Source organism: Streptomyces sp. cmx-4-9, from assembly GCF_046548835.1.
Taxonomy (GTDB): Bacteria; Actinomycetota; Actinomycetes; order Streptomycetales; family Streptomycetaceae; genus Streptomyces.
This window is the reverse complement of sequence record NZ_JAEBEE010000004.1, coordinates 491093-515666: the sequence shown is the minus strand read 5'-3', so window position 1 is coordinate 515666 and position 24574 is coordinate 491093. Positions and strand designations below refer to the sequence as shown.

The 24574-nt window shown below is 70.8% G+C and carries 20 protein-coding genes; 11 read left to right on the top strand and 9 right to left on the bottom strand.

Annotated features, from left to right (window positions below; translation table 11 throughout):
* Positions 1 to 18: 18 nt before the first annotated feature.
* The 9 genes from ACLJTM_RS16030 to lysA are packed head-to-tail and all read left to right on the top strand — an operon-like array spanning position 19 to position 10601.
* Complete coding sequence (locus ACLJTM_RS16030) at positions 19 to 825, top strand: hypothetical protein (protein ID WP_411104232.1); 807 nt, start codon at positions 19 to 21, stop codon at positions 823 to 825.
* Positions 822 to 1697, top strand: coding sequence for a MurR/RpiR family transcriptional regulator (locus ACLJTM_RS16025; protein WP_411104231.1), 876 nt, complete (start codon positions 822 to 824; stop codon positions 1695 to 1697). The genes ACLJTM_RS16030 and ACLJTM_RS16025 overlap by 4 nt, the downstream gene beginning before the upstream one ends.
* 28 nt (positions 1698 to 1725) lie before the next feature.
* Complete coding sequence (gene menC / locus ACLJTM_RS16020) at positions 1726 to 2904, top strand: o-succinylbenzoate synthase (RefSeq protein WP_411104230.1); 1179 nt, start codon at positions 1726 to 1728, stop codon at positions 2902 to 2904.
* Positions 2901 to 4943 carry a prolyl oligopeptidase family serine peptidase gene (locus tag ACLJTM_RS16015; RefSeq protein ID WP_411104229.1) on the top strand — a complete coding sequence of 681 codons (2043 nt, stop codon included), beginning with the start codon at positions 2901 to 2903 and terminating at the stop codon, positions 4941 to 4943. Before menC ends, ACLJTM_RS16015 begins: the two co-directional genes overlap by 4 nt.
* Positions 4940 to 5911 (top strand): LD-carboxypeptidase, encoded by a 972-nt coding sequence (locus tag ACLJTM_RS16010; protein WP_411104228.1) that lies wholly within the window; start codon positions 4940 to 4942, stop codon positions 5909 to 5911. Before ACLJTM_RS16015 ends, ACLJTM_RS16010 begins: the two co-directional genes overlap by 4 nt.
* Entirely contained in the window at positions 5899 to 6732 is an 834-nt protein-coding gene (locus ACLJTM_RS16005; protein WP_411104227.1) for a M55 family metallopeptidase, read from the top strand. Before ACLJTM_RS16010 ends, ACLJTM_RS16005 begins: the two co-directional genes overlap by 13 nt.
* Positions 6729 to 7931 carry a M20/M25/M40 family metallo-hydrolase gene (locus ACLJTM_RS16000; RefSeq protein WP_411104226.1) on the top strand — a complete coding sequence of 401 codons (1203 nt, stop codon included), beginning with the start codon at positions 6729 to 6731 and terminating at the stop codon, positions 7929 to 7931. Before ACLJTM_RS16005 ends, ACLJTM_RS16000 begins: the two co-directional genes overlap by 4 nt.
* Positions 7928 to 9253: a M20/M25/M40 family metallo-hydrolase gene (locus ACLJTM_RS15995; protein ID WP_411104225.1), complete on the top strand. Its 1326-nt coding sequence runs from the start codon at positions 7928 to 7930 to the stop codon at positions 9251 to 9253. The genes ACLJTM_RS16000 and ACLJTM_RS15995 overlap by 4 nt, the downstream gene beginning before the upstream one ends.
* 25 nt (positions 9254 to 9278) lie before the next feature.
* Positions 9279 to 10601 carry a diaminopimelate decarboxylase gene (gene lysA / locus ACLJTM_RS15990; RefSeq protein ID WP_411104224.1) on the top strand — a complete coding sequence of 441 codons (1323 nt, stop codon included), beginning with the start codon at positions 9279 to 9281 and terminating at the stop codon, positions 10599 to 10601.
* Between the two features lie 70 nt (positions 10602 to 10671).
* Here lysA and ACLJTM_RS15985 read toward each other — a convergent pair whose 3' ends face one another.
* From ACLJTM_RS15985 to ACLJTM_RS15955, 7 genes are all read right to left on the bottom strand, one after another.
* The gene (locus ACLJTM_RS15985; protein ID WP_411104223.1) at positions 10672 to 12213 is read right to left on the bottom strand and encodes a PucR family transcriptional regulator; all 1542 of its coding nucleotides are present in this window, start codon (positions 12211 to 12213) and stop codon (positions 10672 to 10674) included.
* Between the two features lie 94 nt (positions 12214 to 12307).
* Positions 12308 to 13180: a MurR/RpiR family transcriptional regulator gene (locus tag ACLJTM_RS15980; protein WP_411104222.1), complete on the bottom strand. Its 873-nt coding sequence runs from the start codon at positions 13178 to 13180 to the stop codon at positions 12308 to 12310.
* 110 nt (positions 13181 to 13290) lie between these two features.
* Positions 13291 to 14586, bottom strand: coding sequence for a cyanophycinase (locus tag ACLJTM_RS15975; RefSeq protein WP_411104221.1), 1296 nt, complete (start codon positions 14584 to 14586; stop codon positions 13291 to 13293).
* A gap of 16 nt (positions 14587 to 14602) precedes the next feature.
* Complete coding sequence (locus ACLJTM_RS15970) at positions 14603 to 15835, bottom strand: M20 family metallopeptidase (protein ID WP_411104220.1); 1233 nt, start codon at positions 15833 to 15835, stop codon at positions 14603 to 14605.
* Positions 15832 to 16596: an amino acid ABC transporter ATP-binding protein gene (locus tag ACLJTM_RS15965; RefSeq protein WP_411104219.1), complete on the bottom strand. Its 765-nt coding sequence runs from the start codon at positions 16594 to 16596 to the stop codon at positions 15832 to 15834. The genes ACLJTM_RS15970 and ACLJTM_RS15965 overlap by 4 nt, the downstream gene beginning before the upstream one ends.
* Positions 16593 to 17531 carry an amino acid ABC transporter permease gene (locus ACLJTM_RS15960; protein ID WP_411104218.1) on the bottom strand — a complete coding sequence of 313 codons (939 nt, stop codon included), beginning with the start codon at positions 17529 to 17531 and terminating at the stop codon, positions 16593 to 16595. Before ACLJTM_RS15960 ends, ACLJTM_RS15965 begins: the two co-directional genes overlap by 4 nt.
* 27 nt (positions 17532 to 17558) lie before the next feature.
* Positions 17559 to 18521, bottom strand: coding sequence for an ABC transporter substrate-binding protein (locus ACLJTM_RS15955; RefSeq protein ID WP_411104217.1), 963 nt, complete (start codon positions 18519 to 18521; stop codon positions 17559 to 17561).
* A 352-nt stretch (positions 18522 to 18873) separates the two neighbouring features.
* On the opposite strand from ACLJTM_RS15955, the gene ACLJTM_RS15950 reads away from it, so the two are divergent.
* Entirely contained in the window at positions 18874 to 20304 is a 1431-nt protein-coding gene (locus tag ACLJTM_RS15950; RefSeq protein WP_411104216.1) for a pre-peptidase C-terminal domain-containing protein, read from the top strand.
* A gap of 513 nt (positions 20305 to 20817) precedes the next feature.
* Here the strand turns inward: ACLJTM_RS15950 and ACLJTM_RS15945 are convergent.
* Positions 20818 to 21516: an esterase/lipase family protein gene (locus ACLJTM_RS15945; protein ID WP_411104215.1), complete on the bottom strand. Its 699-nt coding sequence runs from the start codon at positions 21514 to 21516 to the stop codon at positions 20818 to 20820.
* Between the two features lie 263 nt (positions 21517 to 21779).
* On the opposite strand from ACLJTM_RS15945, the gene ACLJTM_RS15940 reads away from it, so the two are divergent.
* Positions 21780 to 23576 carry an oleate hydratase gene (locus tag ACLJTM_RS15940; protein WP_411104214.1) on the top strand — a complete coding sequence of 599 codons (1797 nt, stop codon included), beginning with the start codon at positions 21780 to 21782 and terminating at the stop codon, positions 23574 to 23576.
* A gap of 125 nt (positions 23577 to 23701) precedes the next feature.
* Here ACLJTM_RS15940 and ACLJTM_RS15935 read toward each other — a convergent pair whose 3' ends face one another.
* Entirely contained in the window at positions 23702 to 23980 is a 279-nt protein-coding gene (locus ACLJTM_RS15935; RefSeq protein ID WP_411104213.1) for a GlsB/YeaQ/YmgE family stress response membrane protein, read from the bottom strand.
* Positions 23981 to 24574: the final 594 nt, after the last annotated feature.

The following is a 24574-nucleotide window of genomic DNA, read 5'->3' as shown; positions in this document are numbered from 1 at the left end:
GACCCCCAGGGATCAGCTGTGGAAAAACTGCTCGGCTCCTCGCCGCCGGCACTGAACGTCGGCCCGCCGAAGGGCCCCGAGGACCTGGCCGCATTCAGCACGCTCTACCGGGAGGTCTTCGGCACGCTCCCCGGAGACTCGCTGACACCCCGCCTGCTGGCCGCCTTGCACGCCAACAGCGGACTGGTCATCGGCGCCTGGGAGGGCCGCCGACCGGTCGGATTCGTCTACAGCTTCCTCGCTCGCGCCCCAGCAGACGAAGGGCACCGCCTCTACCAGTACTCGCAGGTCGCCGCGGTCGCCGCCGACCGGCGCGGCGCCGGGGTGGGACGAGCGCTGAAGCAGGCCCAGGCCGATGCCGCCCTGTCCTGCGGGGTGGACCTGATCAGATGGGCCTTCGACCCGATGCGGGCCGCCAACGCCCACTTCAACCTGGACGTCCTGGGTGCGACCACCGGCCGCTACGCCCCCGGCTACTACGGCGACGCCGCGGCCGGACGCGACCAGGGACTGGCCACCGACCGGCTCATCGTGGACTGGGATCTGCCGGCGCGGCCCCGGGACCAGCGGTCCTGGTCCGATGCGCCCGAGCTGCCCGCCCTCGCGGGGCAGGTCATGCACGGTACGGACGGGCGGGCGTTCCTCACCGTCCCCGACAGCTGGCCCGATCCTGCCCTGTTTCCACCGGTGGAGGCGAGACGGCTGCAGGAGAAGGTGGGACGGGCCCTCTCGGACCTCTTCGCCGCCGGATTCACGGCGGTCTCGTGCCGCCGCATCCGGCCGGGGACTGCGGCCTACCTGCTGGTCGAGGACGTGCGCCGATGATCGCCGGATACGCGTCGTTCTGGTCCGAGCCCCTCGATCTGCTGAACGACGCAGCGGAGAGCCTGGGGGAAGCCGAGCGCCGGCTCACCGACACCCTGACCGAGGACTACCCGCACTCCCTGCTCCGTTCATCGAGTGAGATCCTGGAAGCGGCCGGCGCCTGCCACCGGGACTTGCACCGCCTCCTGTCCACCGCGGGCTTCCGTGACCTCGGTGAGCTCCACGCCCGTGTGACCGAACGGCTGAACGCCCAACTGCACACTCCCAAAGAGCGGTTCCAGACCAGGCTGCGTCCGGCTGCCCGGGCAGGACTGGTGCACCGCATGGCCGAGCACGAGGCGGCCGGCGTCACGGCCACGCTGGCGCACCTCGACGACAGCGGCGCACTCGAACTGGCCGCCTCCAGCATTCTGGTGGCCCGCCGTCGCTTTGTGATCGGTGAGGGCAAGAGCAGCGCGTTCGCTCAGATCCTCGCAGCCGACCTCGGTTCCGTGCTCAGCAACGTATGCCTCCTCGGGGACGCGGACCGGCGGCTGGACGCCTTGACGGACGCAGGAGCGAACGACCTCGCGATCGCCGTGTCACTGCGCCGCTACGACCGCATGACCGTCCGGTTGACCGAGTCGCTCACCCAGCGCGGGACCTCGGTCATCGCCGTCACCGACAGCCAGGACGCGCCGTTGGCGTCCACGGCGGATCTGGCACTCGTCGCCTGTACGCGCAGCACATCGTTCGTGGACTCGCCCACTGCCGTTGTCGCAGTGCTCCACGCGTTGGCCACCCTCGTCGCCGCCCGCTCCAAAGCGGCACAACGGCGGCTGGAGCGCCGTGAGGAAGCCCACCGGCTTCTCGACCACTACGTACGCCCCTGAGTCCGCCAGTCGATCAGGAGTTTCCTCCATGACCATCCCGTCCGACCGTCTCACCCACCGCGATGCGTCCCTCCCGTCGACGGCGTCAGCCATCACCGTGGTCAGGGCCGAACTGATGGCCGTCCGGCTGCCGCTGCGCCGTTCCTTCGCCACCAGCAGCCACCGCAAGGACCACCTCGACCACATCCTGGTCCGGCTCACCGACCGGGAGGGAGTGCAGGGCTGGGGCGAATGCGCGTCGCCCAGCCACCCGTACTACGGGCCGGAGACCTTCACCAGCTGCTGGAACGCCCTCAAGGACTACTTCGCCCCCGTGCTCGTCGGCGAGAGCTGGGACCACCCCGAAGAGCTCGACGCCGTATGGGGGCGCATACGCGGCAACCTCTTTGCCCGGGCTGCCCTGGACACCGCGTGCTGGGACATCTACGCCCAGCGCAGGAACCGCTCCCTCGCCTCGGCGCTGGGGGGTTCGGCAGAAGAGGTCGAGGTGGGGGTGAGCCTCGGGATCGAAGAGTCCCTCGGCGCGCTGCTGGACCAGGTCGAGGACCACGTCGGCCAGGGCTACCGGCGGATCAAGCTGAAGATCGCACCGGGTTGGGACGTGGCTCCGGTGGCCACGGTGCGCGAACGCTTCCCGGACACGCCTCTGCAGGTCGACGCCAACGCCGCCTACAGCAGCACTGCCGAACACCGCAGGGTGATGCGCGCCCTGGACACCATGGCCTTGCAGATGATCGAGCAGCCCTTCCCCGCGGACGACCTCCTGGCCCACGCGGAGCTCCAGCGGGAGCTGACGACCCCCGTGTGCCTGGACGAGTCCGTCACGAGCGCGGCCACCGCGCACACGGCCCTGGGCCTGGGCGCCGCGAAGATCATCAACATCAAGGTCTCCCGGCTCGGCGGGCTGACCGAGGCGAGACGGGTGCACGACCTGTGTGCCCGGTCCGGGATACCGGTGTGGTGCGGGGGCATGCACGAGTTCGGTGTCGGACGGGCCGCGAACCTGGCGCTCGCAGCGCTGCCCGGCTTCACCCTGCCGGGCGACATCTCGGGCTCGGACCGCTACTTCACGGCCGACGTCCTCAGCTCTCCCATCACGGCCGCCGGTGGCCGCGTGCGCGTGCCCTCCGCGCCCGGCCTGGGCGTCACGGTCGACCGTGACGCCGTACGCACTCACCTCCTCGACCAGATTTCGGTGGCCCAGTGAGCACGACACCTCGCCTCTCGCCCTCTTCCGTCCCGCACCCGCGCCCGGAGACAGCCGCCGCCTGGACGTCGGCGATCAGCGCTCGCGACGTGGCATTGGAGGACGGCATCCCCGGCTGGGTCGAACTCGTCGAGGGCTCCCGCGGCCCGGACGTGTGGTGGGACGAGCCGCGACCGCTGGAGTCGGGCCGCCGCTGCGTCGTCAGGCGCGGTGTGGACGGCACGGCCACCGATGCGATACCCCCCGGTTACAACGCCCGGAGCCGCCTGCACGAGTACGGCGGCCGGCCCTGGAGGCCCGCCGATCTCGACGGTTCGCCGTACGTCGTGTTCGTCAACTGGGCCGACCAGCGCCTGTACCGGCATGCGCCGGGTCCCTCCGGCGTCCCGCGTCCGCTCACCGCGCTGCGGGAAGGTTCCAGGTCGGTGCGCTACGGCGACCTGTACTGCCCACCGGGGCGGGCCGAGGTGTGGTGCGTGCGGGAGAGCGTGGGGTCCGATGCCCTCGACGTGCGGCGGGCCCTGGTCGCCGTTCCGCTGGATGGCACCGCCGCCGATGACGACGCGCACGAGAAGGTCATCGCGGCGAGCCACCACTTCATGACGTGCATCCGGCTGTCCCCCGACGGCCGGCATGTGTCCTGGATCGGCTGGGACCACCCGAACATGCCCTGGGACGAGACCCACCTGTGCCTCGCCCCCTTCGATGCGGCGACCGGTCTGGCGGGTCCGCACCGGGTGGTCGCCGGAGGGCCCGGGCAGTCGGTCTGCCAGGCAGAGTGGCGCGATCCGCAGACCCTGTGGGCCGTGACGGACCCCGAGGGCTGGTGGAACCTCCACCTGGTGCCCGTCGACGGGGGGCCGGCCGTTGCCGTGGCCCCGCGTCAGGAGGAATTCGGCGGAGCCCTGTGGAAGCCGGGATCGGCCTGGTTCGCGCCGCTGGGCGACGGGCGGGCCGTGGCCGTCCACGGCACCGGCGGCGGACGCAGCCTCTCCGTGGTCGATCCCGACACCGGGGGCGTCGACTCCCTCGCCCTCCCGTTCAGCGACTACGCCCAGTCGGTCCATGCCTGCGGCGACAGCATCGTCTGCGTCGCCGCGTCCGCCACCACTCCCTACCAGGTCGTCATGGCTTCACTGTCGGGCCGCCACCGGACGCTCACCACGCGACCCTCCATGGCGGCGCTGGCTCCATGGCTGCCCCAGCCGCGACCGCAGGTCTTCCTGCGGCCGGACGGCCAGCCTGTCCACGCCAACCTCTACCCCCCGCGCAACCCGGACCACCGGCTGCCTCCCGCGGAGCGTCCGCCGTGGGTGATCTTCGCGCACGGGGGCCCGACCGGGGACTCACCCATGGTGCTCGACCTGGAGGTGTCCTACTTCACCAGCCGCGGCATCGGTGTCGCCGACGTCAACTACGGCGGCTCCGTGGGCTACGGTCGCGACTACCGTGAGCGCCTGCGGGGCGCATGGGGCGTCGTCGACGTCGAGGACTGCGCCGCCGTGGCGGAAGGGCTGGCGGCTGCCGGCCTGGCCGACCGCAGCCGGCTGGCCATCCGGGGCGGCAGCGCCGGCGGCTGGACCGCTCTGGTGTCACTGACCCGGGCAGGCCTGTACGCCGGCGCCGTCGCCCACTACGGCATCACCGACCCCGTGACGTGGGCGCGCGGCACGCACGACTTCGAATCGCGGTACCTGGACGGACTGATCGGCCCCCTGCCCGCCAGCATCCGGTCCTACTCCGAACGCTCCCCCGTCCTGAACGCGGCCGGTGCCACCGGGCCGGCGCTCCTCATGCACGGCCTGGAAGACGTCATCGTCACCCCCGACCAGTCGGCTGCCTTCATCAGCGCCCTGGAAAGCCACGGCGTGCCCCACACCCACATCCAATTCCCCGGTGAGCAGCACGGCTGGAGGCAAGCGGACACGATCACCCGCGCCCTTGAGGCAGAACTCGCCTTCTACCGGACCCTGTTCGCCGCACCACCCGTCCCCGGCGAGGGCCCGGAAGGCCATGACGCGGAAGGCGGGCAGCGATGACGGGCGCTCCCGCCGTCAGCACGCCGCCGCCGGCCCTGCGTCCCGGCGACACCGTCGCGGTCACCGCGCCCGCCGGCCCGGCGGACTCCATGCTGCTGTACGACGGCCTGTCCGTCCTGCGGTCCTGGGACCTGCGCGTGCGGGTCATGCCCCACGTCACGGACGAGCACCTCGGCCACCTGGCCGGCACCGACCGGCAGCGCGCCCGGGACCTGCAGCTCGCATGGCAGGACCCGCAGGTCCGGGCCGTCTTCTGCGCCCGGGGCGGTTACGGGAGCCAGCGGATGGTGGATCTGCTCGACTGGGACCTCATGGCCGCCGCCGGCCCGAAGGTCCTCGTCGGGTCCAGTGACATCACCGCCCTGCACGCCGCCTTCGCCGACCGCCTGCACCTGACCACCCTGCATGCGCCCATGCCGGCCACCGCGGTCTTCACCCGGAGCGCCCGGACGGCCGACCATCTCCACACCCTGCTGTTCGATCCGGACAGCGTCCGCAGTCTGCCGGTGCCTCTTCCCGCCCTGGCGGCCGGCCGCGCCGAAGGCGTGCTGGCCGGCGGCAACGCCAGCCTCCTCGCCTCCAGTGCCGGCACCGGCGACACCCCGGTACCCGACGGCTGCCTGCTCGTGCTGGAGGAGATCGGCGAGAAGCCCTACCGACTCGACCGGATCCTGACCCAGCTCCTGCGGGCCGGCCTCCTCCAGCGCGCCGCCGCCGTCATCCTCGGCGACTTCACGGACTGCGGTCCGCCCGAGGAAGTCCGGTCCGTCCTGACCGACCGCCTCGCCGGGCTGGACGTTCCGGTGGCTGCGGGGCTCCCGGCCGGGCACGGACCCGTACAGCTCTCCGTGCCGCTGGGCACCCCGGCCCGCCTGGAGGCCTCCACCGCGCCGGGCGGCAGCCGCCTGACCCTGCTGCGCTCCCCCTTGCACACCGACGGAAGGAAGCCTTCACCATGCGCGTCATGATCTCGGCCGACATGGAAGGGGCCACCGGTGTCACCTGGCCCGAAGACGTCGAACCGGGTACGCCGGCCTGGGACCGCATGCGCCGCCTGATGACCGGCGACGTCAACGCCTGCGTCGAAGGACTGTTCGCCGGAGGCGCGACCCACGTCCTGGTCAATGACGCCCACTACACCCAGCGCAACCTCCTCGTCGAGGACCTCGATGAGCGTGCCGTGCTCCTCACCGGCCGGCACAAACCGCTGGGCATGATGCACGGTGTCCAGGACGCCGACGCGGCGGTCTTCCTCGGGTACCACACCGGAGCCGGCCGCAGGGGCGTGCTCGCCCACACCTACCTGGGCGTGGGGCTGACGGGCTTCCGCATCAACGGCGAGGACGCCGACGAAGGCCGCATGAACAGCCTCCTGGCCGCCGAGTACGGCGTACCCGTCGTCCTGGTCACCGGTGACGACCTCACCTGCGCAGCCGCAGGGAAATGGGCGCCCGGCGCGCTGACCGCGGCCGTCAAGGAGTGCGTCAGCCGCTACGCCTCGGTGTGCCTGCCCCCCGCCCGCAGCGGCGCCCTGATCCGACGCCAGTCCGAGCTCTCCCTGCAGCGGGTGCCGGTGCGGAAGAGCACCGAGCCTGCGATGGGCCCCCTTCTCTTCGAGGTGGACTTCCACGCCACGCACCTGGCCGAAGCCGTCGCGGCCGTCCCCGGCGTCGAGCAGACCGGCCCGTGCTCCATCGCCTATACCGCGGTCACCGCCACGGAGGCAGCCCGCACGTTCAAGGTCTGCACCACGGTGGCCGGGGCCGCAGCGGAGGACCATTTCGCATGAACCTCACCAGCAGAGCGGCCCGCGCACTCAACGGTGCTGCGGAAGCGACGCGCGACGCCGTGGTGGAGCGCACCATGACCCTGGCCCGGCTGGAGTCCCCGACAGGCGACACACAGCGCCTCACCGCACTGGCCCGCGAACTGGTCGACGGCTATGCGCAGTGCACAGGACACACCACACTGCTGCCCGGCCCCCGGGGCGACCACCTCGTGGTCGACTTCCCGGCCGAGGACATGTCATTGCCCCATCTCCTGCTGGTGGGTCACTACGACACCGTGTGGCCGGCGGGAACCCTGGACACGTGGCCGGTCGCCATCCGCGGCGATCGCCTGCACGGGCCCGGCGTGTTGGACATGAAGGCCGCCCTCGCCCTGGTGCAAGGCGCCTTCGGTCTCCTGGAACAGCTCGGCTGCCCTCCGGCGCAGCCCGTGCGCCTCGTCCTCGTCAGCGACGAGGAGATCGGCAGCCCCGACGGGCGGGCGGCGGTGGCACAGCACTTGCCCGGTGCGGCGGCGGTCATCGGACTGGAACCGCCCCACCCCGACGGCAGGGTCAAGACAGCCCGGCGCGGCAGTACGCGCCTTCGGCTGACGGTCACCGGCCGCGAGGCCCATGCCGGTCTGGACGCCGCACAGGGCGTCTCCGCTGTCGATGAACTGGTCGATCAGCTGATCAGACTACGGACCCTCATACGCACCCGCGGGACCGCGGTCAACACGGGCCGCATCGAAGGGGGCACCCGCGCCAATGTGATCGCCGGACGTGCCCATGCCGAGATCGGGCTGCGTTTCACCACCCCGGAGGCACAGAGGACGACGATGGGCATATTCGGCGCGCTCAAGCCCATGAGGGCACAGGCCAGACTCGACACCGAAGTGCTGTCCGACCGGCCGGCATGGCCCGAACAGTCCTCCAACTGGTTGATCCACCACGTCCAGGCGGTCGCGGCGGCACTCGGCCAGGACATCGCGGGCGCGCCCGCCGGCGGTGCCGGTGACACCAACCTCCCCGGCTCGCTGGGCCTCCCCACACTCGACGGGCTCGGCGCGACCGGGGCCGGCCCGCACGCCCGCCACGAGCACATCCTCCTCACCGCCCTTGCTCCGCGCCTGGCCCTCCTGACGGCGCTCCTGGCCACCGCCCTGCCCACCCCCGACCGCCGCGCGCGCGGAAACCTCCTGAACGGACCGTGGCGATGAACGACTGCGCAACCGACGTCGTCAGCATCTGCCGGCACCTGCTGCGCACCGACACGACCAACCCCGGCGACGGTTCGGGCCCGGGTGAGCGCGTGGCCGCCGAGTACGTCGCCGCACTCCTGTGGGAAGCCGGCGTCGCAGCGGAGATCGTGGAGTCCGCTCCGCGACGCAGTACGGTCCTGGCCCGCATCGCCGGGACGGACCCCGCGTTGAGCCCCCTGCTGGTGCACGGACATCTGGACACCGTGCCCTTCGACGCCGCCGACTGGTCGCATCATCCGCTGTCCGGAGAGGTACACGACGGCTGTGTGTGGGGCCGCGGAGCGGTCGACATGAAGGGCAGCGTCGCCACGGTCCTGGCCTTGGTGCGGCACTGGGCGCGCAGCGGCCGCCGACCTCGCCGCGACCTCGTGCTGGCCTTCCTCGCAGACGAGGAGTCCACCGGGGAGTTCGGCTCCCGCCACGTCGTCGAGCACCACCGCGAGCACTTCGACGGATGCCGGGAGGCCATCAGCGAATCGGGCGGCTTCTCCATCACCGACCGGCCTCGCACCGGCGCCCGGAAGGGCCGGGAGGTGCGCATCTACCCCATTGCCGTGGGTGAGCGGGGCACCGCATGGATGCGGCTGCAAGCGAAGGGGACCGCCGGACACGGGTCGAAGAACGGCGGGGACAACGCCGTCGCCACACTGGTCCACGCCCTCTCCCGGCTGGCAGCCCATCGATGGCCCACCGTCTTGACCCCGCCCGTCGAGGGCCTGCTGCGGGAGCTGGAGCGCATCCTCGGCATCGGCATCGACCGTGACCGTCTGGAGGCGGAGGCTGCCCGGATGGGCCAGGTCGGCGAACTGTTCGACTGCACCCTGCGCAATTCGGCGAATCCCACCGTGCTGCAGGCCGGCAACAAGGTCAACGTGATCCCCGGCGTCGCGCACGCCCAGGTCGACGGCCGGTTCCTGCCCGGCCAGCGCGATCAGTTCCTGGCCACCGTCGAGCGTCTGCTGGGCCCCGGTGTCAGCCGCGAGTTCATCAACCTCGAAGACTCCGTATCCGCCGAGCACACCGGCAGCGCCTTCGCCGCGATGTCCGACGCCTTGCGCGCGGAGGACCGCGACGGGCATCCCGTGCCCTTCGTCATGTCGGGCGGTACCGACGCCAAGTCCTTCGCGCGCATCGGCATCGGAACGTACGGCTTCACACCGCTCCTCCTGGACCCCGCCCTGCACTACTACGGCATGTTCCACGGCATAGACGAACGCGTTCCGATCGCCGGACTCGCATTCGGCGTTCGCGTCCTGGACCGCTTCCTGACCGGCTACTGAACCTCCCACCGCACCCGGAGAACCTGTGACCACCATCGTTCAATCCCCGCTCGCCGGCCGGCTGTGGCCCGCCGGGACCGGCATCACACCGGCCGGTCTCTGCCTGTCGGGCATCCCGCTGTCGGATCTCGCCGAGGCGTACGGAACCCCGGCCGTCATCCTGGACGAGGACGACTTCCGGGCCCGCTGCCGCGCCTGGCGCCGGGCGTTCGCGGGCCACGACGTCTACTACGCGGCCAAGGCATTCCTGTGTCACGCGACCGCCTCCTGGCTGAACGAGGAAGGCATGGGCATCGACGTGTGCTCAGAAGGGGAGCTGCGCACCGCCTTGGACGGCGGAATCGCACCCCGGTCCATCGTGATGCACGGCAACAACAAGTCCGCTGACGAACTGGCAGCAGCAGTGCACCACCAGGTCAACCTGGTGGTGATCGACTCGCTCGACGAGATCCGGCGCCTTTCGGCAGCCGCCACCGCGGCAGGCCGCGAACAGCGCGTCCTCATCCGCGTCACCCCGGGCATCGACGCGCACACGCACACCCACATCACCACCAGCACCGACGACCAGAAGTTCGGCTTCTCGCTGCGCGCCGGCGCCGCTGCCGAAGCAGCAGAAGCCGTCCTCGCCTCCCCGGGGCTGCGCCTGGTCGGCCTGCATGCGCACCTGGGGTCCCAGATCACCCGGCCGGAGGTGCTGCACGCGGGCATCGTGGCGCTCGTGACCTTCATGGGGTCACTGGCGCAGCGGCGCGGAGTCAGCACCGAAGTCCTCGACCTGGGCGGGGGCTACGCCATCGCCTACACCCCCGACGACGCCCCCCTCGACATCGCGACGATCGCCCCCCGGCTCATCGACTGGGTGACCCGCGCCTGCCAGGACGCCGGCCTGCCCGTCCCCCGGCTCGCGGTCGAACCCGGCCGCGCCGTCGCCGGACCGACTGCCGTGACGCTCTACCGGGTGGGCACCGTCAAACGGCAGCAGGGACTGCGCACCTGGGTGGCCGTCGACGGCGGCATGAGCGACAACATCAGGCCCGCCCTGTACGGGGCTCCGTACAGTGTGGCTCTGGCGAACCGTACGAGTGCGCACGCCGCGGAAGTGTTCACTGTCTGCGGCCGCCACTGCGAGTCGGGTGATGTCATCGCCAAGGACGTACTGCTGCCCGGCGACCTCGAAGTCGGGGACCTCCTGGCGGTCCCTGCTTCGGGTGCCTATCACCGGTCCATGGCCAGTACCTACAACATGCAGCCGAGGCCGCCGGTGATCGCCGTCAGCAACGGTCAGGCACGCCCCATCGTGCGGCGGGAAACGCTGGAGGACCTTCAGCGCCTCGACGTGCGCACCTGAGGCTGCCCGGGTTCCTGCCGGGGACTGCCGCGCTCGTCTGCGGCGAGCGACGTGGCGACCGGTCACCGCACTAGTGACCGGTGGCCTGCTCGCGAGCCTGGAGGGCGAGCCAGAGGTCCACTCGGTCCTCGCAGCGTTCCATCTGCCGGCCCGTGAGTTTCGCGATTTTCGCTATGCGGTTCTGCACCGTATGGCGGTGCAGGCCGAGCAGCGCGGAGGTTTCCGCCCAGGATCCGTTGGTCTCCAGCCATACCCTCAGCGTTTCGATGAGCTCGCCGTCCCCGTCTGCGGTGTCGAGCGGAGCCAATGCGGTATCGGCGAAGGCGGCCAGCACCGCCGGGCTGCCCAGGCTCAGCAGCAGGCGGACCGATCCGGCCTCGGTTGCCATGACGGGGCGGGCGAGCTCGACACTCGCGGGGAGAAGGGCGATGGCCTGCCTCAGTGTGAGGGCCGCGTGCTGGGGGGTGACGGCCGGACCGATGCCGGCGGGCCGCCCGGGGGCGAAGCGAGTGAGCAGGGACGTGACGTCCGTCCCCTCGGGGAGGACGGCTTCGACAGTGGTGCCGATGACGCGAACCAGGCCGCCCGGAACGGCCAGTGCCAGGTCCGCCGCCAGGGCCAGCACGTCCTCGCGCCGGTTGGAGCCCTCCGCCCGGGCAGCTCCGGGCGGAGGGCCGGGCTGGGCTTGGATCGCCACCGCACGGATGGGTCCGGTGCCCAGGCCCACCGATTTCAGGAGGGCTTCGGCGTGGCCGGCAGCGAGATCGCCGGCGAAGAGCCGGGCGAGCAGCGCTGCGCGTCGCCGGCGTTCGGGCTCGTCGGCCAGGTGCCGTCGTTCCAGCTCCACCGACAACAAGGACACGAGGACGCTGCTCAGCAGGCGTGATTCGGTGCTGTCGGTTCCGAGGAGCAGCACGAACCCTCGCAGGCGCGCCGCCCCGAGGGGCTGTACCTGCACCCGGCCGGAGGGTATGTCACCCCCTGCGCTGCCGCGCAGCCCGCGCAGGGCAACCGCTTCGAGGATTTCGGCGGCCTGCGCGAGGACGGTGGGCGCCTGCGTGCCGACACCGGCCAGCGGACGCCCGAGGACGTCGCACACCACCGCCGCCATGCCGGTTGCCAGGTGCCAGGCCCGGAGGAGACCGTCGAGGCCGTCCCCCGATGCCGCGGCGGCCGTCAGGCGGCGCTGGGTACGGAGCGTGCGTTCGAGGAGGCGTCGTTCCTCCGCCGCGCGCGCGTCGAAGACGGCCTTGGTGACGGCGGCCGGGGGGACTCCTTCAGGGATCGTCAGCAGCGGGAGACCGCACTGCTCGGCGAGGTCGCCCAGTGCGGCGGGCACGTGCTGCAGGGGCAGGGACGGGCCCAGTCCCAGGACGAGTGCGGCGGCGCGAGCCCGGCTCAGGTCGTCGACGTACGCGGCGTGGTCCTGGGGGTCGGCGCCGAGGAGCAGGGCCGTGGTCATGACTACTTCGCCTCCCTCCATCCATGCGGAAGGCCGGGTCACTTCGGAGGCGTAGGCGGCTTCCACGGTGCGGCTCAGTCCCTTGCCCCCCGCTGCCAGGGCGAGGTGGAGCGAGGGGATGGCGAGAAGGTCGCGAACCGTGAGGGGCATGGCCAAATCCTCGGCTGAACCGTGCGGGTTGTCGACGCGGGGGGAAGCTGTGGGTAACCGTCTGCCCTTCCCGGCACGGCGTGCCGGGTCGTGGTCAGACGAGTCCCGAGCCTCGGGCCACTTCCTCGTGGTTCTTCATCCGCTCGTGCGCTTCGGCTCCCAGCGCGTTGATCACGCCGGCCACCAGTGCCTCGACGACGGCGAGGGTGGGGACGAGGCTGTCGTAGGGCGAGAGGCTGCCCACTTGGCTGGGCAGGACCACGTCCGCGTGGGTCGCGGCGGGGGACAGCCAGGGATCGGTGAAGACGATCACTTTGCCGGCCGACTCGCGGACGCGTTGGGCAATGGCCGTCTTGTCGTCCTCGTAGCGGCGGTAGTCGAAGAGGACCACCACGTCGCGCTTGCCGAGCGCGGAGAGAGCGGCGGTCCGTTCGACCGGACGGTCGGGCAGGAGGCGCACGTCCTGGCGCAGCTGCATCAGGTGCAGACCCAGGTACTGCGCCAGGAGGTGGGTGAAGCGGCCACCCGCGACGGTGATGTGCCGCTTGCGGTCCGAGAGGAGGGTCACGGCGCGCTCGAAGTCGTGGGGCGGTATCTCGGCACAGGTCTGGACGAGGGCGGCGGGCAGTACCGTGCTGGCCCGGGCCAGCGAGCCGGGCTGGGTCGCGCTCGGCGAGTCGTCGTCGCCGGCGAAGTCGGTGCTCTCGTACAGGGTGAGGGGCGAGGCGTTGCGGGCATCGAGTTCGCTGCGAAGTGCGGCTTGCAGTTCGGGGAACCCCCGGTAGCCGAGGCGGGCGGCGAAGCGCAGGACGGTGGGGGCCGACACGGCGGCGCGTTCCGCGATGATGGCGACGGTCTCGAACACGGAGGCGGGGTATCCGGCGAGGAGCACGCGGGCGACTTTGCGCTCCGCGGGGCTGAGGGCGCCGAGTTTGCTGCGGATGTCGTCGGCAAGGGTGCTGCTCATCGGATGGGGGTCCTCTCTGGTGGTGCAGGCCGCACCCGCCGAGCCTAGTGCCAGGCCCGGCGGATGCGGTGCCCCGGCGGGCCGCCGCCTGCCGGGAGCTTCAGGGGGTGCTACTGCGCGGCGATCGAAAGATCGAGCCCGGTCACGGTGGCCGGGGTCGAGCCGTCCGAGGTCCAGGCCGCGGACCGGCTGCCCTTGGTGAGCGTGACGGTGAAACGGGGCGCGGCCTCATGGGTGGTGGCGGTAGCGGTGCGCTGCACCCGGGTCGCTGCCAGGGCACGGGCCGTACCGAGCAGGGAGTAGGGGCGGCCGTCGGGGTTGTCCGCGGAGTGGAAGACGTCCGCGTTGACGGGTACGGGGGCCTGGCCGCGTGCCTGCAAGTGGCGCTTGGTGGCGGCGGGGCGGGTGGTCCAGGTGTGGGCGGTGTAGCGGTCGCCGTCGGTGAGGTGGTTGTAGCGGGCACCGTGCAGGGACCAGCCCTGGGAGGTCTTCTTGGTCTGTGCGCGGCGCAGGTCGAGGATGGTGACGCCGTTGGTGCCGCGGACGGTGATGCTCTCGCTCGCGGTGCCGGGCCGGTCGACGACGAGGGCGGTGTCCTCCTCCAGGGCGTACACGCGGTCGTGGCCGGTGTCGGCGGCCAGGCGCAGGGCCCGTCCTTCACGTCCGTACACCCCGGTGTGGGTGTCGATGAGGCCGGAGGTGAGGAAGCCGAAGCCGCCCGCGGGCAGGTAGCCCAGCCGTGCGGGGTCGTCGAAGTAGCCGGGTGCGCTGCCGTCGCGCAGTCCTTGGTAGGAGTCGCCTCCGGTGACCATGTCACGGCCGGCGGCGATCTGGGCTCCGGCGGAGGAGCCGGCGATGACGGCGCCGGAGGCGAGCTTGGCGCGAATCGCTGCGAAGACCTTGGAGTCGGTGTGCCGGGCGCCGTGCAGGAGGGTGGTGACGTAGCGGTACTGGTCGCCGCCGCCGAAGAAGAAGCCGGTCATGGCGTTGATCTGGGCCACGACCTGGTCGGAGTCGGCGGCGTCGACGTGGTCCAGGTCCACGGGTATCCACTGGGCGTCGGCGGCGCCGTGCTGCTTGAACAGACCGGCGTAGTACGCGCCGTTGCAGGCGGAGTTGCTGCACTGGTCGGGGTCGTCGGCGTGCGGGTCCTGACTGGCCGGGACGGAGGCTGCGGTGATGACTCCGATGCGTGCGCCGGTGCCTCCGGCGCGCTTGATGATCTCGCCGTACACGGCGGTGTTGTCCGCCTTGAGGCCTCCGCCGACCAGGACCAGGGAGCCGCTGCCGTGGGGCCCCGGGCCGGGGTCGGCGTGGGCGAGGGGGGTCGTGGAAAGGGCCAGGACGAGGCCGGCGGCGCCGGCGGTGAGGACGGCGCGTCGGGGTGAGGTGGACGGGGGGCGCATGGGGTCCTCCTGTGGGTCAGGGCTGGGGGGCGGGGGCGGGGTTGCGGTCGTCGGCGAGGGCGACCACCAGGGAGGCGAGCAGCGCGATGCGCGGGGCGATGGAGTCGGTGTCCAGCCACTCCTCGGGGGTGTGGTCGGCTCCCCCGACGGGGCCGAGCCCGTCGAGCACGGGTACGCCCGTGCCGGCGATGGCATTGGCGTCGCCGACACCGCCGGTGGCTGCCGCCCCGAAGTGCAGGCCGAGTTTGTAGCCCTCGGCGCGCGCCAGTTGGAACATGCGGCGGCTCGCGGGCGTGTCCTCCATGGGCGGGCACAGGTCGAGTTGCCGCACGTCGGCGGTGGTGCCCGGCACTTCGGTGCGGCTTGCCAGCTCCTGGATGGCCGCACTGATGCGCTGCACGGTGGCGGCGGTGGCGGCGCGGACCTCGACGTGCAGTTCGGCCTGCGGGGGCACGATGTTGGCCCGGGTGCCGGCCCGGACGACGCCGACGTTGACGGTGGCGTCGTCCCACCGCCCGTTGAGCGCCTGGAGAGCGAGGGTGAGGTGGGCTGCCGCCAGGGCGGCGTGTGCTCCCCGTTCGGGTTCGATTCCGGCGTGGGCGGCGCGCCCGTTGACCGTGATCAGGAAGTCGGCGACGCCTTTGCGGGCGATGACCACGTCGCCGTTCTCCCGGGCGCATTCCAGGGCCAGCGCGTAGTGCATGCCGCGGGCGGTCTGCCGGGTGACTTCGGTGCTGGAAGGGGAGCCGATCTCCTCGTCGGGGGTGGCGAGCAGCACCAGTTCCGCGTACTGGTGGAAACCGGCTTCCTCAAGGATCTCCAGGGCGGTGAGGCCGGCGAGGAGGCCGCCCTTGTCGTCGCTGACGCCTGGTCCGTGGGCCAGGGATCCGGCCAGTGTGAAGGGCCGGGCTGCGGCGGTGCCGTCTTCGAAGACGGTGTCCATGTGGCCGGCGAGGAGGATGCGTCGCCCGCCCGCGCCGACGGGCAGGCTGCCCTTCTTGCGTGCGACCAGTACGTCGCCGAGGGCGCGGCCCCGGATTCCCGGCAGAGCCGTGCGCTCGGTGGTGAAACCGATCCGCTCCAGGCGGGCTTCGAACCACGCGGCGACGCGGTTGACGCCGTCGGGGCTGTAGGACCCGGAGTCGATGGCGACGAGGGCGCTGAGGTCTGCCAGGTACTCACTGTGCCGGGCGCTGGCTCTGCTGTGCAGGGTGCGCGCGTGGAGCTGCCGGCTGAGCGCGGCGGTCACAGGACTGCGGAGAGGAACGCGCGGGTGCGTTCCTGTTCGGGCTCGACGAGGATGTGGCGGGGGTCGCCCGCTTCGACGACGAAACCCTCGTCCATGAAGACGGCGGTGTCGGCGACTTCGCGCGCGAATCCGATCTCGTGGGTGACGACGACCATCGTCATGCCCTCGCTTGCCAGGGTGCGCATGACGTCGAGTACGTCGCCGACCAGTTCGGGGTCGAGCGCGGAGGTGGGTTCGTCGAACAGCATCAGCTTGGGTTTCATGGCCAGGGCGCGGGCGATGGCGACGCGTTGCTGCTGGCCGCCGGAGAGCTGCGCGGGGTAGTGGCCGGCGCGGTCGGCGAGACCGACCTGTTCGAGGAGGTCGTGCGCTTCCTGCGTGGCCTGCGCCCTCGGGATGCCGGCCACGTTGACGGGCGCTTCGATGATGTTCTGCAACGCCGTCATGTGGGGGAAGAGGTTGAAGCGCTGGAAGACCATGCCGATGTCGCGGCGCCGCAGGGCGATCTCGCTCTCGCGCAGTTCGTGGAGCTTCTGGCCGTGGCGGCGGTAGCCGACGAGGTCGCCGTCGACGGTCAGTGTTCCGGAGTCGATGCGCTCCAGGTGGTTGATGCAGCGCAGGAAGGTGGACTTGCCGGAGCCGGAGGGGCCCAGCAGGCAGCAGACCTGTCCACGGTCGACGGTCAGGTCGATGCCCTTGAGGACTTCGAGCTTGCCGTAGTTCTTGGTGACGGCCTTGGCCTGCACCATGGGCGTGGTCATCGGCCGGCCTCCTTCTTGGTGCGGCGTGCCAGGGTGGTGCTCGCGCTGCCGAGCATGCGCTGGATCACGGACGAGCTCTGGCTGCGGGTGGTGCCGCGGCCGTAGCGGCGTTCCAGCCAGGCCTGCGGAATGCTCAGCAGGGAGACGAGGGCCAGGTACCAGAGACTGGCGACGACGAGCATGGGGATGACCTGGTAGTTCTGGGCGTAGACCTCTTGGATGTTCGACATGAGGTCGTGGGCCCCGATGATGGAGACCAGGGCGGTCATCTTGAGCATGTTGATGGTCTCGTTGCCCATGGGCGGGATGATGACGCGCATGGCCTGCGGGAGGACGATCCGGCGCATGGTCAGGGCCGGACGCATGCCGAGGGAGTGGCCTGCCTCGGCCTGGCCCGGGTCGACGGACTGGATGCCGGCGCGGACGATCTCGGATGCGTAGGCGGCTTCGTTGAGGCCGAGAGCGAGGAGGGCGGCCACGGTCGGGGTCAGGACGCTGTTGGTGTCCCACGAGACGAAGGTGATGTCGGTGAAGGGGACACCGATCTTGATCTGGGAGTAGAGCGCGGCGGCATAGCCCCAGAAGATGATCTGCACCAGGAGCGGGGTTCCGCGGAAGGCCCAGACGAACAGGGAGGACATCCCGTAGAGGATGGGGCTGCTGGAGAGTCGCATCACCGCGATGACGGTGCCCAGCCCGAGGCCCAGGGCCATGGCCGCCACGGTCAGCCACAGGGTGGTTGCCAGGCCGTCGAAGATGAGGCCGGCGAAGAGGTAGTCCCCGACCACCGTCCAACGCAGGTTGTCGTTCTTGGCCAGCGATCCGACCAGTCCGACCAGCGCGGCGATCGCGGCCGCCGCGGCGATCCAGCGGCCGTAGTGACGCAGCGGTACGACCTCGAGGCTCTCGTCCGAGCCGTGCAGGTCCCGTTTCATGTCCGTAGGGGAGAGGGTCGCCATGGATCAGTTCACCGACGCATTCCGGGTGGCTTCCTTGACCGCGATGGAAGCGACGCCGTACTTGTCGCAGATCTTGTTCAGGGTGCCGTCGTCGATGAGCTGCTGCAGTGCCTTCTGGATGGCGCCGGTCAGCTCCGGCAGCTTCTTGGAGACGGCGATGCCGTTCGGGGAGGCGTTGTAGCCGCCGAGAGCCGCGGGGTCGTCGACCAGGTCGAATGCCTTGCCGTCGTCGGCGGTCTTGGCCGTCCACCCCGCTGCGGGCTTGGTCAGCACGTCCGCGACGACCTTCCCGGCACGCAGGGCGAGCTGGGCGTCGGAGTCCTTGGGGAAGGTCTGGATGGCGATCTCGCCCTTGCCCGTGGCCGTGCATCTGCTCTGGTGTGCCTTGAGGAGGTCGAGCTGGTTGGTGGCGGCCTGGACACCGACCGGCTTTCCGCACAGGTCGTCCAGTGTGGCGATCTTCGCGGGGTTGCCTTCGGCGACCATGATGCCGGAACCGGACTGCGAGTAGTCGACGAAGTCGACGACCTTCTGCCGCTCCATGTTGTCGGTGATGGCGGACATCGCCGCGTCGAACTTCCCGGCCTGGATGGCGGGCACGATGCCGTCGAACTTCTGCGGGGTGAAGGCGAACTTCACCCCCAGCTTGGCCCCCAGCGCCTGGCCGAGGTCGTAGTCCACGCCGGTGAGCGCACTCTCGCCTTCCTTGACGAACATCTCGAAGGGCGCGTACGGCACATCGGTTGCCACCCGCACGGTTCCCGACTTCTTGATCGCGGCGGGAAGCGCGTCGTGGAGCGCCTGGTCCTTGGTGATCGCCGTGCCGGCGACCGTCGTGCCGGCGACCGTCGTGTCGGCTCCGCCGGCCGCTGAGTCGGCGCTCGAGTCGGAACACGCGGTCAGGACGGCCAGTGCCGTCGCCGCGCCAAGGGCTGCTGCCAGCGGTCGGGCGAAATGAACGTTCATCGGGTCGAACCTCTCCGGTCGGGCCGACGGAAGCGTTCGCCGTCGACTGCACAGGGAAGTTACAGATCTTTCAAAACCTTGGCTAGATGTATCGCTCATTACGTTCACGTAACGAGCGGAAACACGCCATGCGCCGTCCGGTATCCGGCTGCCCAAGACCGTCAACCGCCCGCCGGGTGGCCTAATCCAATGTTTTCCCTCGTACATCTACCGCCGAGACGGCGTGGCTTGTAAGTTCCGCTACCACATCGCCGTCAGCGGACGATCGAGGCCGACAGCCCGGTCCTTCCCACGGCGCTGTCGGGTCCTGCCCGCCAGCGGGACCCGTCCCCCATCCCCAGAGAGACCTCCCATGAGACCCAGAACTCTGCGCGCCACCCTGGCCCCCACGGCCCTCGCGCTGCTCACCCTCACCGCCACCATCGCCGCGGCAAGCCCCGCCGAGGCAGCCGCCACGCGTATCCGCCTGGGCAGCGCCTCCGACGTGAACCGCGCCTCCTGGCAGGGTCCCGCCTTCACAATGAACGGTGACGGCAAGATCCTCACCGCCCCGATGGGGCGCGCCATCGACGCCATCCGCGGGGGCACCGGCAGCCTGGACGTGGTCGTCCTCGGCGGCTCGGCGCCCACCTCGGGGAGCAAGACCCCCGAGTGCGACACCGTCATGACCCTGCCGGGGGTCAACTCCTGTACGACCTGGACGCTGACCGCAGCACGGGACGGCGACAACACCCAGGTCAACACCGACATCCGCAACGCCGAGTTCGTGTTCTTCGCCGGCGGCGACCAGTGCCGCTACGCCGCGTGGAAGGGCACCGCACTGGAGGCTTCGGCGGAGTCGGTCGTGGCCAAGGGCGGCGGCTCCGGTGGAGGCAGCGCCGGCCACCACATCAACAGTCCCGTCGTCTACGACGCCTGCAACGGCAGCGTCACCACCCCCGAAGCCCTGGCCGACCCGTACAACAGCTACATGTCGTTCACCACCGGCATGTTCGAATGGGCGGACTACGGCGGCGTCATCAACGACTCCCACTTCGTCGCCCGCGACCGCATGGGCCGCACCATGGCCTTCCTCGCCCGTGCCATCAAGGACGGACGGACCACCGGCGGCAAGGCGTGGGGCGTAGGGGTGGACGAGGGCAGCTCCCTGTACCTCGACAGTTCCGGGCAGGCCACCCTCTACGGCAAGGGCGCCTACGTCGTCCTCGGCGACCACCAGCCCGAACAGGCCTCGGCGGGCAAGCCGCTGACCTACTCGAACTACAAGATCTGGCACCTGGCCGCCGGGCAGACGTACGACTTCAAGAACCGTCCCACCTGCGGCTACTACCTCCGCAGCGTCACCAATGGCGTCGCGGACGCCAACCTCTACGACGGAACGCCGCGCAGCGACTGCAGCACCCCGCCCAGCGGCGTGACCTACACCGAAACCGAACCGAACGACACCCGTACCACCGCGAATGACGCGACGGCCCTCACCCAGCCCGCCACCCTCACCGGCGGCATGAAGTCCACCACCGACCGGGACTACTTCCGGATCTCCCTCGCCCCGAACCAGACGCTCACCGTCCAGTGCGCGGTGCCCGACGCTTACGACGCCGACGTCTACCTGCTCGACTCCGCCGGCAGTACCCTCGTGCGCTCGACCGGCGACGGCGCCGGCACCGACGAAACGCTCACCTTCACCAGAACCGCCGCGGGCACCGGCACCTACTACCTCGACGTCGAGGCCTACAGCGGTTCGGGCTCCTCCCCCTACAGCTGCGCGATGACCAACGCCTGACGCACAGCGAAGCCGGGGCCCGCAACCGGTGGGGGCGGGTACGCCCCGAGCTGCGGAAGACGGGGGGGCCGGGGCGCGATGGCGCGCCCCGGTCCCGCCGGTCCCGTCGTCGGGACCCGATGGCCAGGCGGCGTCCGGGAGGGCGGCCGCCGGCCACAGCGGCTCGGCGGTCGCCCTCCCGGCACGGTCGAGAACGGTCGAGAACGGTCGAGACCAGTCGAGAACGGCCGGGGAGGGTCGGGAAGGCGTGTCGGTGGTGGTCCCCACCGAGGGTGGCGGCGGGTCCGCCGGATGCAGGTCCGCCGACGGCAGCTCCGCCGACGGCGGCAGAGGTCGAGCCCGGCCTGCGGATCCGCGCCTGCGGACCCACGTCTGCGGATCCACATTTACGGATCCACGTCTGCGGATCCACGCACAGCAGCAGATCCGCCCGGACGGCGCAGGCGCTGCGGGCCGCCCCACCGGTCGGCCCTCCCCTGCGGTCGATGCCGCCCGGGCCCGGGACGGCAGTGATCAGCGCCGGACGGATGGGTGGATGTGCGCCTTGACCTCCTCGTAGACCCTCCGGTCGGTACGCAGTCCGCTGTGGTCGAGGCAGGCGGTGGTGGTGTGGGCGGCTCCGTCGAGGGCAACGCTGTCGGCGGGGTTGATGACGCTGTCGCAGGGGGACCCCCAGGTGGCGTAACGGGGGGTGCCGGGGGTTTCGTCACCGGAGTTGAGTGTGGCGAGGAAGTCGGACCCCGGTCGCATCTCGATACAGGGGGCGCCGCCGCACCAGCGTGCGGTCTCGGTGCCGTGGTTGGGTCCGGCCAGGGAGACCCACGCGTCGACTTTGGCGGCGCCGCCGAGGTTCTTGAGGTAGTAGCGGGAGGACAGGGCTCCCATCGAGTGGGTGACGACGTCCACCGTGCCGGCGCCGGTGGCGTCCAGGACGCGGTCGATCTCTTCGGCGAGTTGGACGGCCACGGTGGCATTGGACTGGTTGGCGTTGTAGGTCCACTGGTCGAGGTGTCCGGCCGGCCATCCGTCGGCGCGGAAGCGGTCGGCCATGGTCTGCCAGGTGGAACCGTCGGAGTTCCAGCCGTGGACGAAGACGACCGGGTCAGGGCCGGCCGCCCGGTGCCGGTCGTCGGCTGCGGACGCGGAGGCGGGGAGGAGGGGGAGGAGCGCGAGGAGGAGCGTGGAAGCGCTCCACGACAGGTTTTTGATCACGGCCGGTTTGTAGCGTCCCGGCGGCGACGGGGACAGGGATCCCCGCCTCTGCTCACCCGCGCGGGGGCCGCAGTTCACCGCAGAAACGTGACAGCTCGCGCCTGGCAGCCGGCCGGTGGGAAACGGACCTGGCCGACCGGGCCCACCGCTGCCTCGTGCCGGCCACGCCGCGGTAGTCCACCCGCCCACGTCACGCCTGCACCGGTTCTGCCGTTTATCGGCGGATATGTTCCCGTTGTAGTCGGCCGTCAAGGTCTCCGGCCGTGGCATCCGTCTGGGAAGAGGTCAGCGTGTACTACAGCAGCGGCAACTACGAGGCGTTCGCCCGCCCCCGCAAGCCCGAGGGGGTGGATCGGAAGACGGCCTGGTTCGTCGGCTCCGGACTCGCCTCGCTGGCGGGCGCGGCGTTCCTGATCCGGGACGGGCAGATGAGCGGCGACCGGATCACCGTCCTGGAACGGCTGGGGCTCGCCGGTGGGGCCCTCGACGGCATCAAGGAACCGGAGAAGGGCTTCGTGATCCGCGGCGGCCGGGAGCTCGAGGACCACATGGAATGCCTGTGGGACCTCTTCCGGTCCATCCCCTCCATCGAGATCGAAGGCGCCTCGGTGCTGGACGAGTTCTACTGGCTGAACAAGGACGACCCGAACGTCTCCCTCCAACGGGTCACCGAGCGCCAGGGACGCGACGCGCGCACCGAGGGCCGGTTCTCGCTGAGCGAGCGCGCGCAGAGGGACGTCCTGAAGGCCTTTCTGGCCACCAGGGAGGACATGGAGGGCAAGCGCATCAACGAGGTGTTCGGGCGGGAGTTCCTGGACAGCACCTTCTGGCTGTACTGGCGGACGATGTTCGCGTTCGAGGAGTGGCACAGCGCGCTGGAGATGAAGCTCTACCTGCACCGCTTCGTCCACCACGTGGGCGGACTCCCCGACCTGTCGGCGCTGAAGTTCACCAAGTACAACCAGTACGAGTCCCTCGTGCTCCCGCTGACCAGGTGGCTGGTGGACCAGGGGGTGACCTTCCGGTTCGACACCGAGGTCACCGACATCGACTTCGACATCACCCCCGAGCGCAAGCGGGCGACGCGCATCTACTGGCTCTCCGGGGGTGAGGCGGGCGGTGTGGAGCTGGGCGAGGACGACCTGGTGTTCACCACGATCGGGTCGCTGACCGAGAACTCGGACGACGGGGACCACCACACGGCGGCCCGGCTGCTGGACGGCCCGGCCCCGGCCTGGGACCTGTGGCGGCGCATCGCCCGCCACGATCCGGCCTTCGGCCGGCCCGACGTGTTCTGCGGCAACATCCCCGAGAGCAAGTGGGAGTCGGCCACCGTCACCACCCTCGACCCGCGCATCCCCCGCGTGATCGAGAAGATCACCCGGCGCGACCCGTTCAGCGGAAAGGTCGTCACCGGCGGCATCGTGTCCGTACGGGACTCCAGCTGGCTCCTGAGCTGGACCGTCAACCGGCAGCCGCACTTCAAGCAGCAGCCCGCGGACCAGATCGTCGTCTGGCTGTACGGACTGTTCGCCGAACGCCCCGGCGACTACGTCAAGAAGCCCATGCAGGACTGCACGGGGGAAGAGATCACCCAGGAGTGGCTCTACCACCTCGGCGTGCCCGTCGACGAGATCGATGAACTCGCGGCGACCGGCGCTCGCTGCGTTCCGGTGATGATGCCGTACGTCACCTCGTTCTTCCTGCCCCGCCGGGCCGGCGACCGCCCTGCTGTGGTCCCGGAGAAGTCCGTGAACTTCGCGTTCATCGGACAGTTCGCCGAGACCACCCGGGACACGATCTTCACGACCGAGTACTCGGTCCGCACCGGTATGGAAGCCGCCTACCAGCTCCTCGGCATCGAACGCGGCATCCCGGAAGTCTTCGGCTCCACCTACGACGTACGCACCCTCCTCGACGCGGCCCACCACCTCCGCGACGGCAAGCCCCTGGACCTCCCGGGGCCCGAGGCCGTGCGCAGGCACCTCGTGGCCAGACTGGACACCACCGAGATCGGCCGGCTGCTGACAGACTCCGGACTCCTCCCCGACACGCCGTAGGCGCGCCGCCGCGCGGCTGTCCGCCCGGCCACCCTTCCGAGGAGACAGCGCCTGGTTCTGTCGCAAAGGCAGCGAAACGGCCCCCCTTCAGGAGAAGGGGGGCCGTTCCGGGTGGACCGGGCCGGTCAGGCGTGGCTGTGGTGTCGCTTGTTGCCGGTGACCAGTCGGTAGACGGCGAGGAGGATGACCGAGCCGATGATGGCGGCGATCCAGGTGGACAGGTCGAAGAACCCGTCGATGGAGTCGACGCCGAAGATGACCTTGCCGAGGAAGCCGCCGAGCAGACCGCCCGCGATGCCGATGAGCATGGTGATGATGACGCCACCCGGGTCCTTGCCCGGCATGATGGCCTTGGCGATGAAGCCCGCGAGCAGTCCGATCAGAATCCAGGCGATGATGCCCATGCGCTTCTCCTACCTCGATGAATAAAGCCGGTGTTAACAACCGTCTTCACCGTGCCGGAGCTTTCAAACGTGCGGATCGGTTGATCATTGCGAAGGTCCGACAGTAGGGCTGTAGGGCTGTAGGGCTGTCCGACTTACCGGCCCATGCACTGCGGAGAACCGGTCGCCACCGTCAGGGCCGCTCGTCGCGACGGCGGGAGACGTGGCCCGGGTAGACGCGCTGCGGGTCTTCCAGTGGCGGTCCAGCCCAGCGTCGGTTGCACGCAGCGCGGGGTCGGATGCCAGCCCGGCAGCCGGGGGTTCGCAGCGGAGGCACGGTGACCTGCGGCGGCGGGGGGCGCGGTCCGACGCCACGGGGCCTGGGCCGCGCCGGGCTCGTGGGTTTTGCCCCTGATCGTTCTGGTTGCCCACCAGCGGGCCACCAGTACGCCGGTCGTCATGGCGGCGGCGGTGACGGCATACGCGGCGTGGGGCGCGGCCATGGTCGGCTCCCTAGGACGGACTCGGGGCTTTCGGCGTCGGCGCGGGAGGGCGGTGTACGCCGCCCTCCCGGTCCGGCTACCCACGGCCGGGCCGCGCACCTGTCGTCCAGGG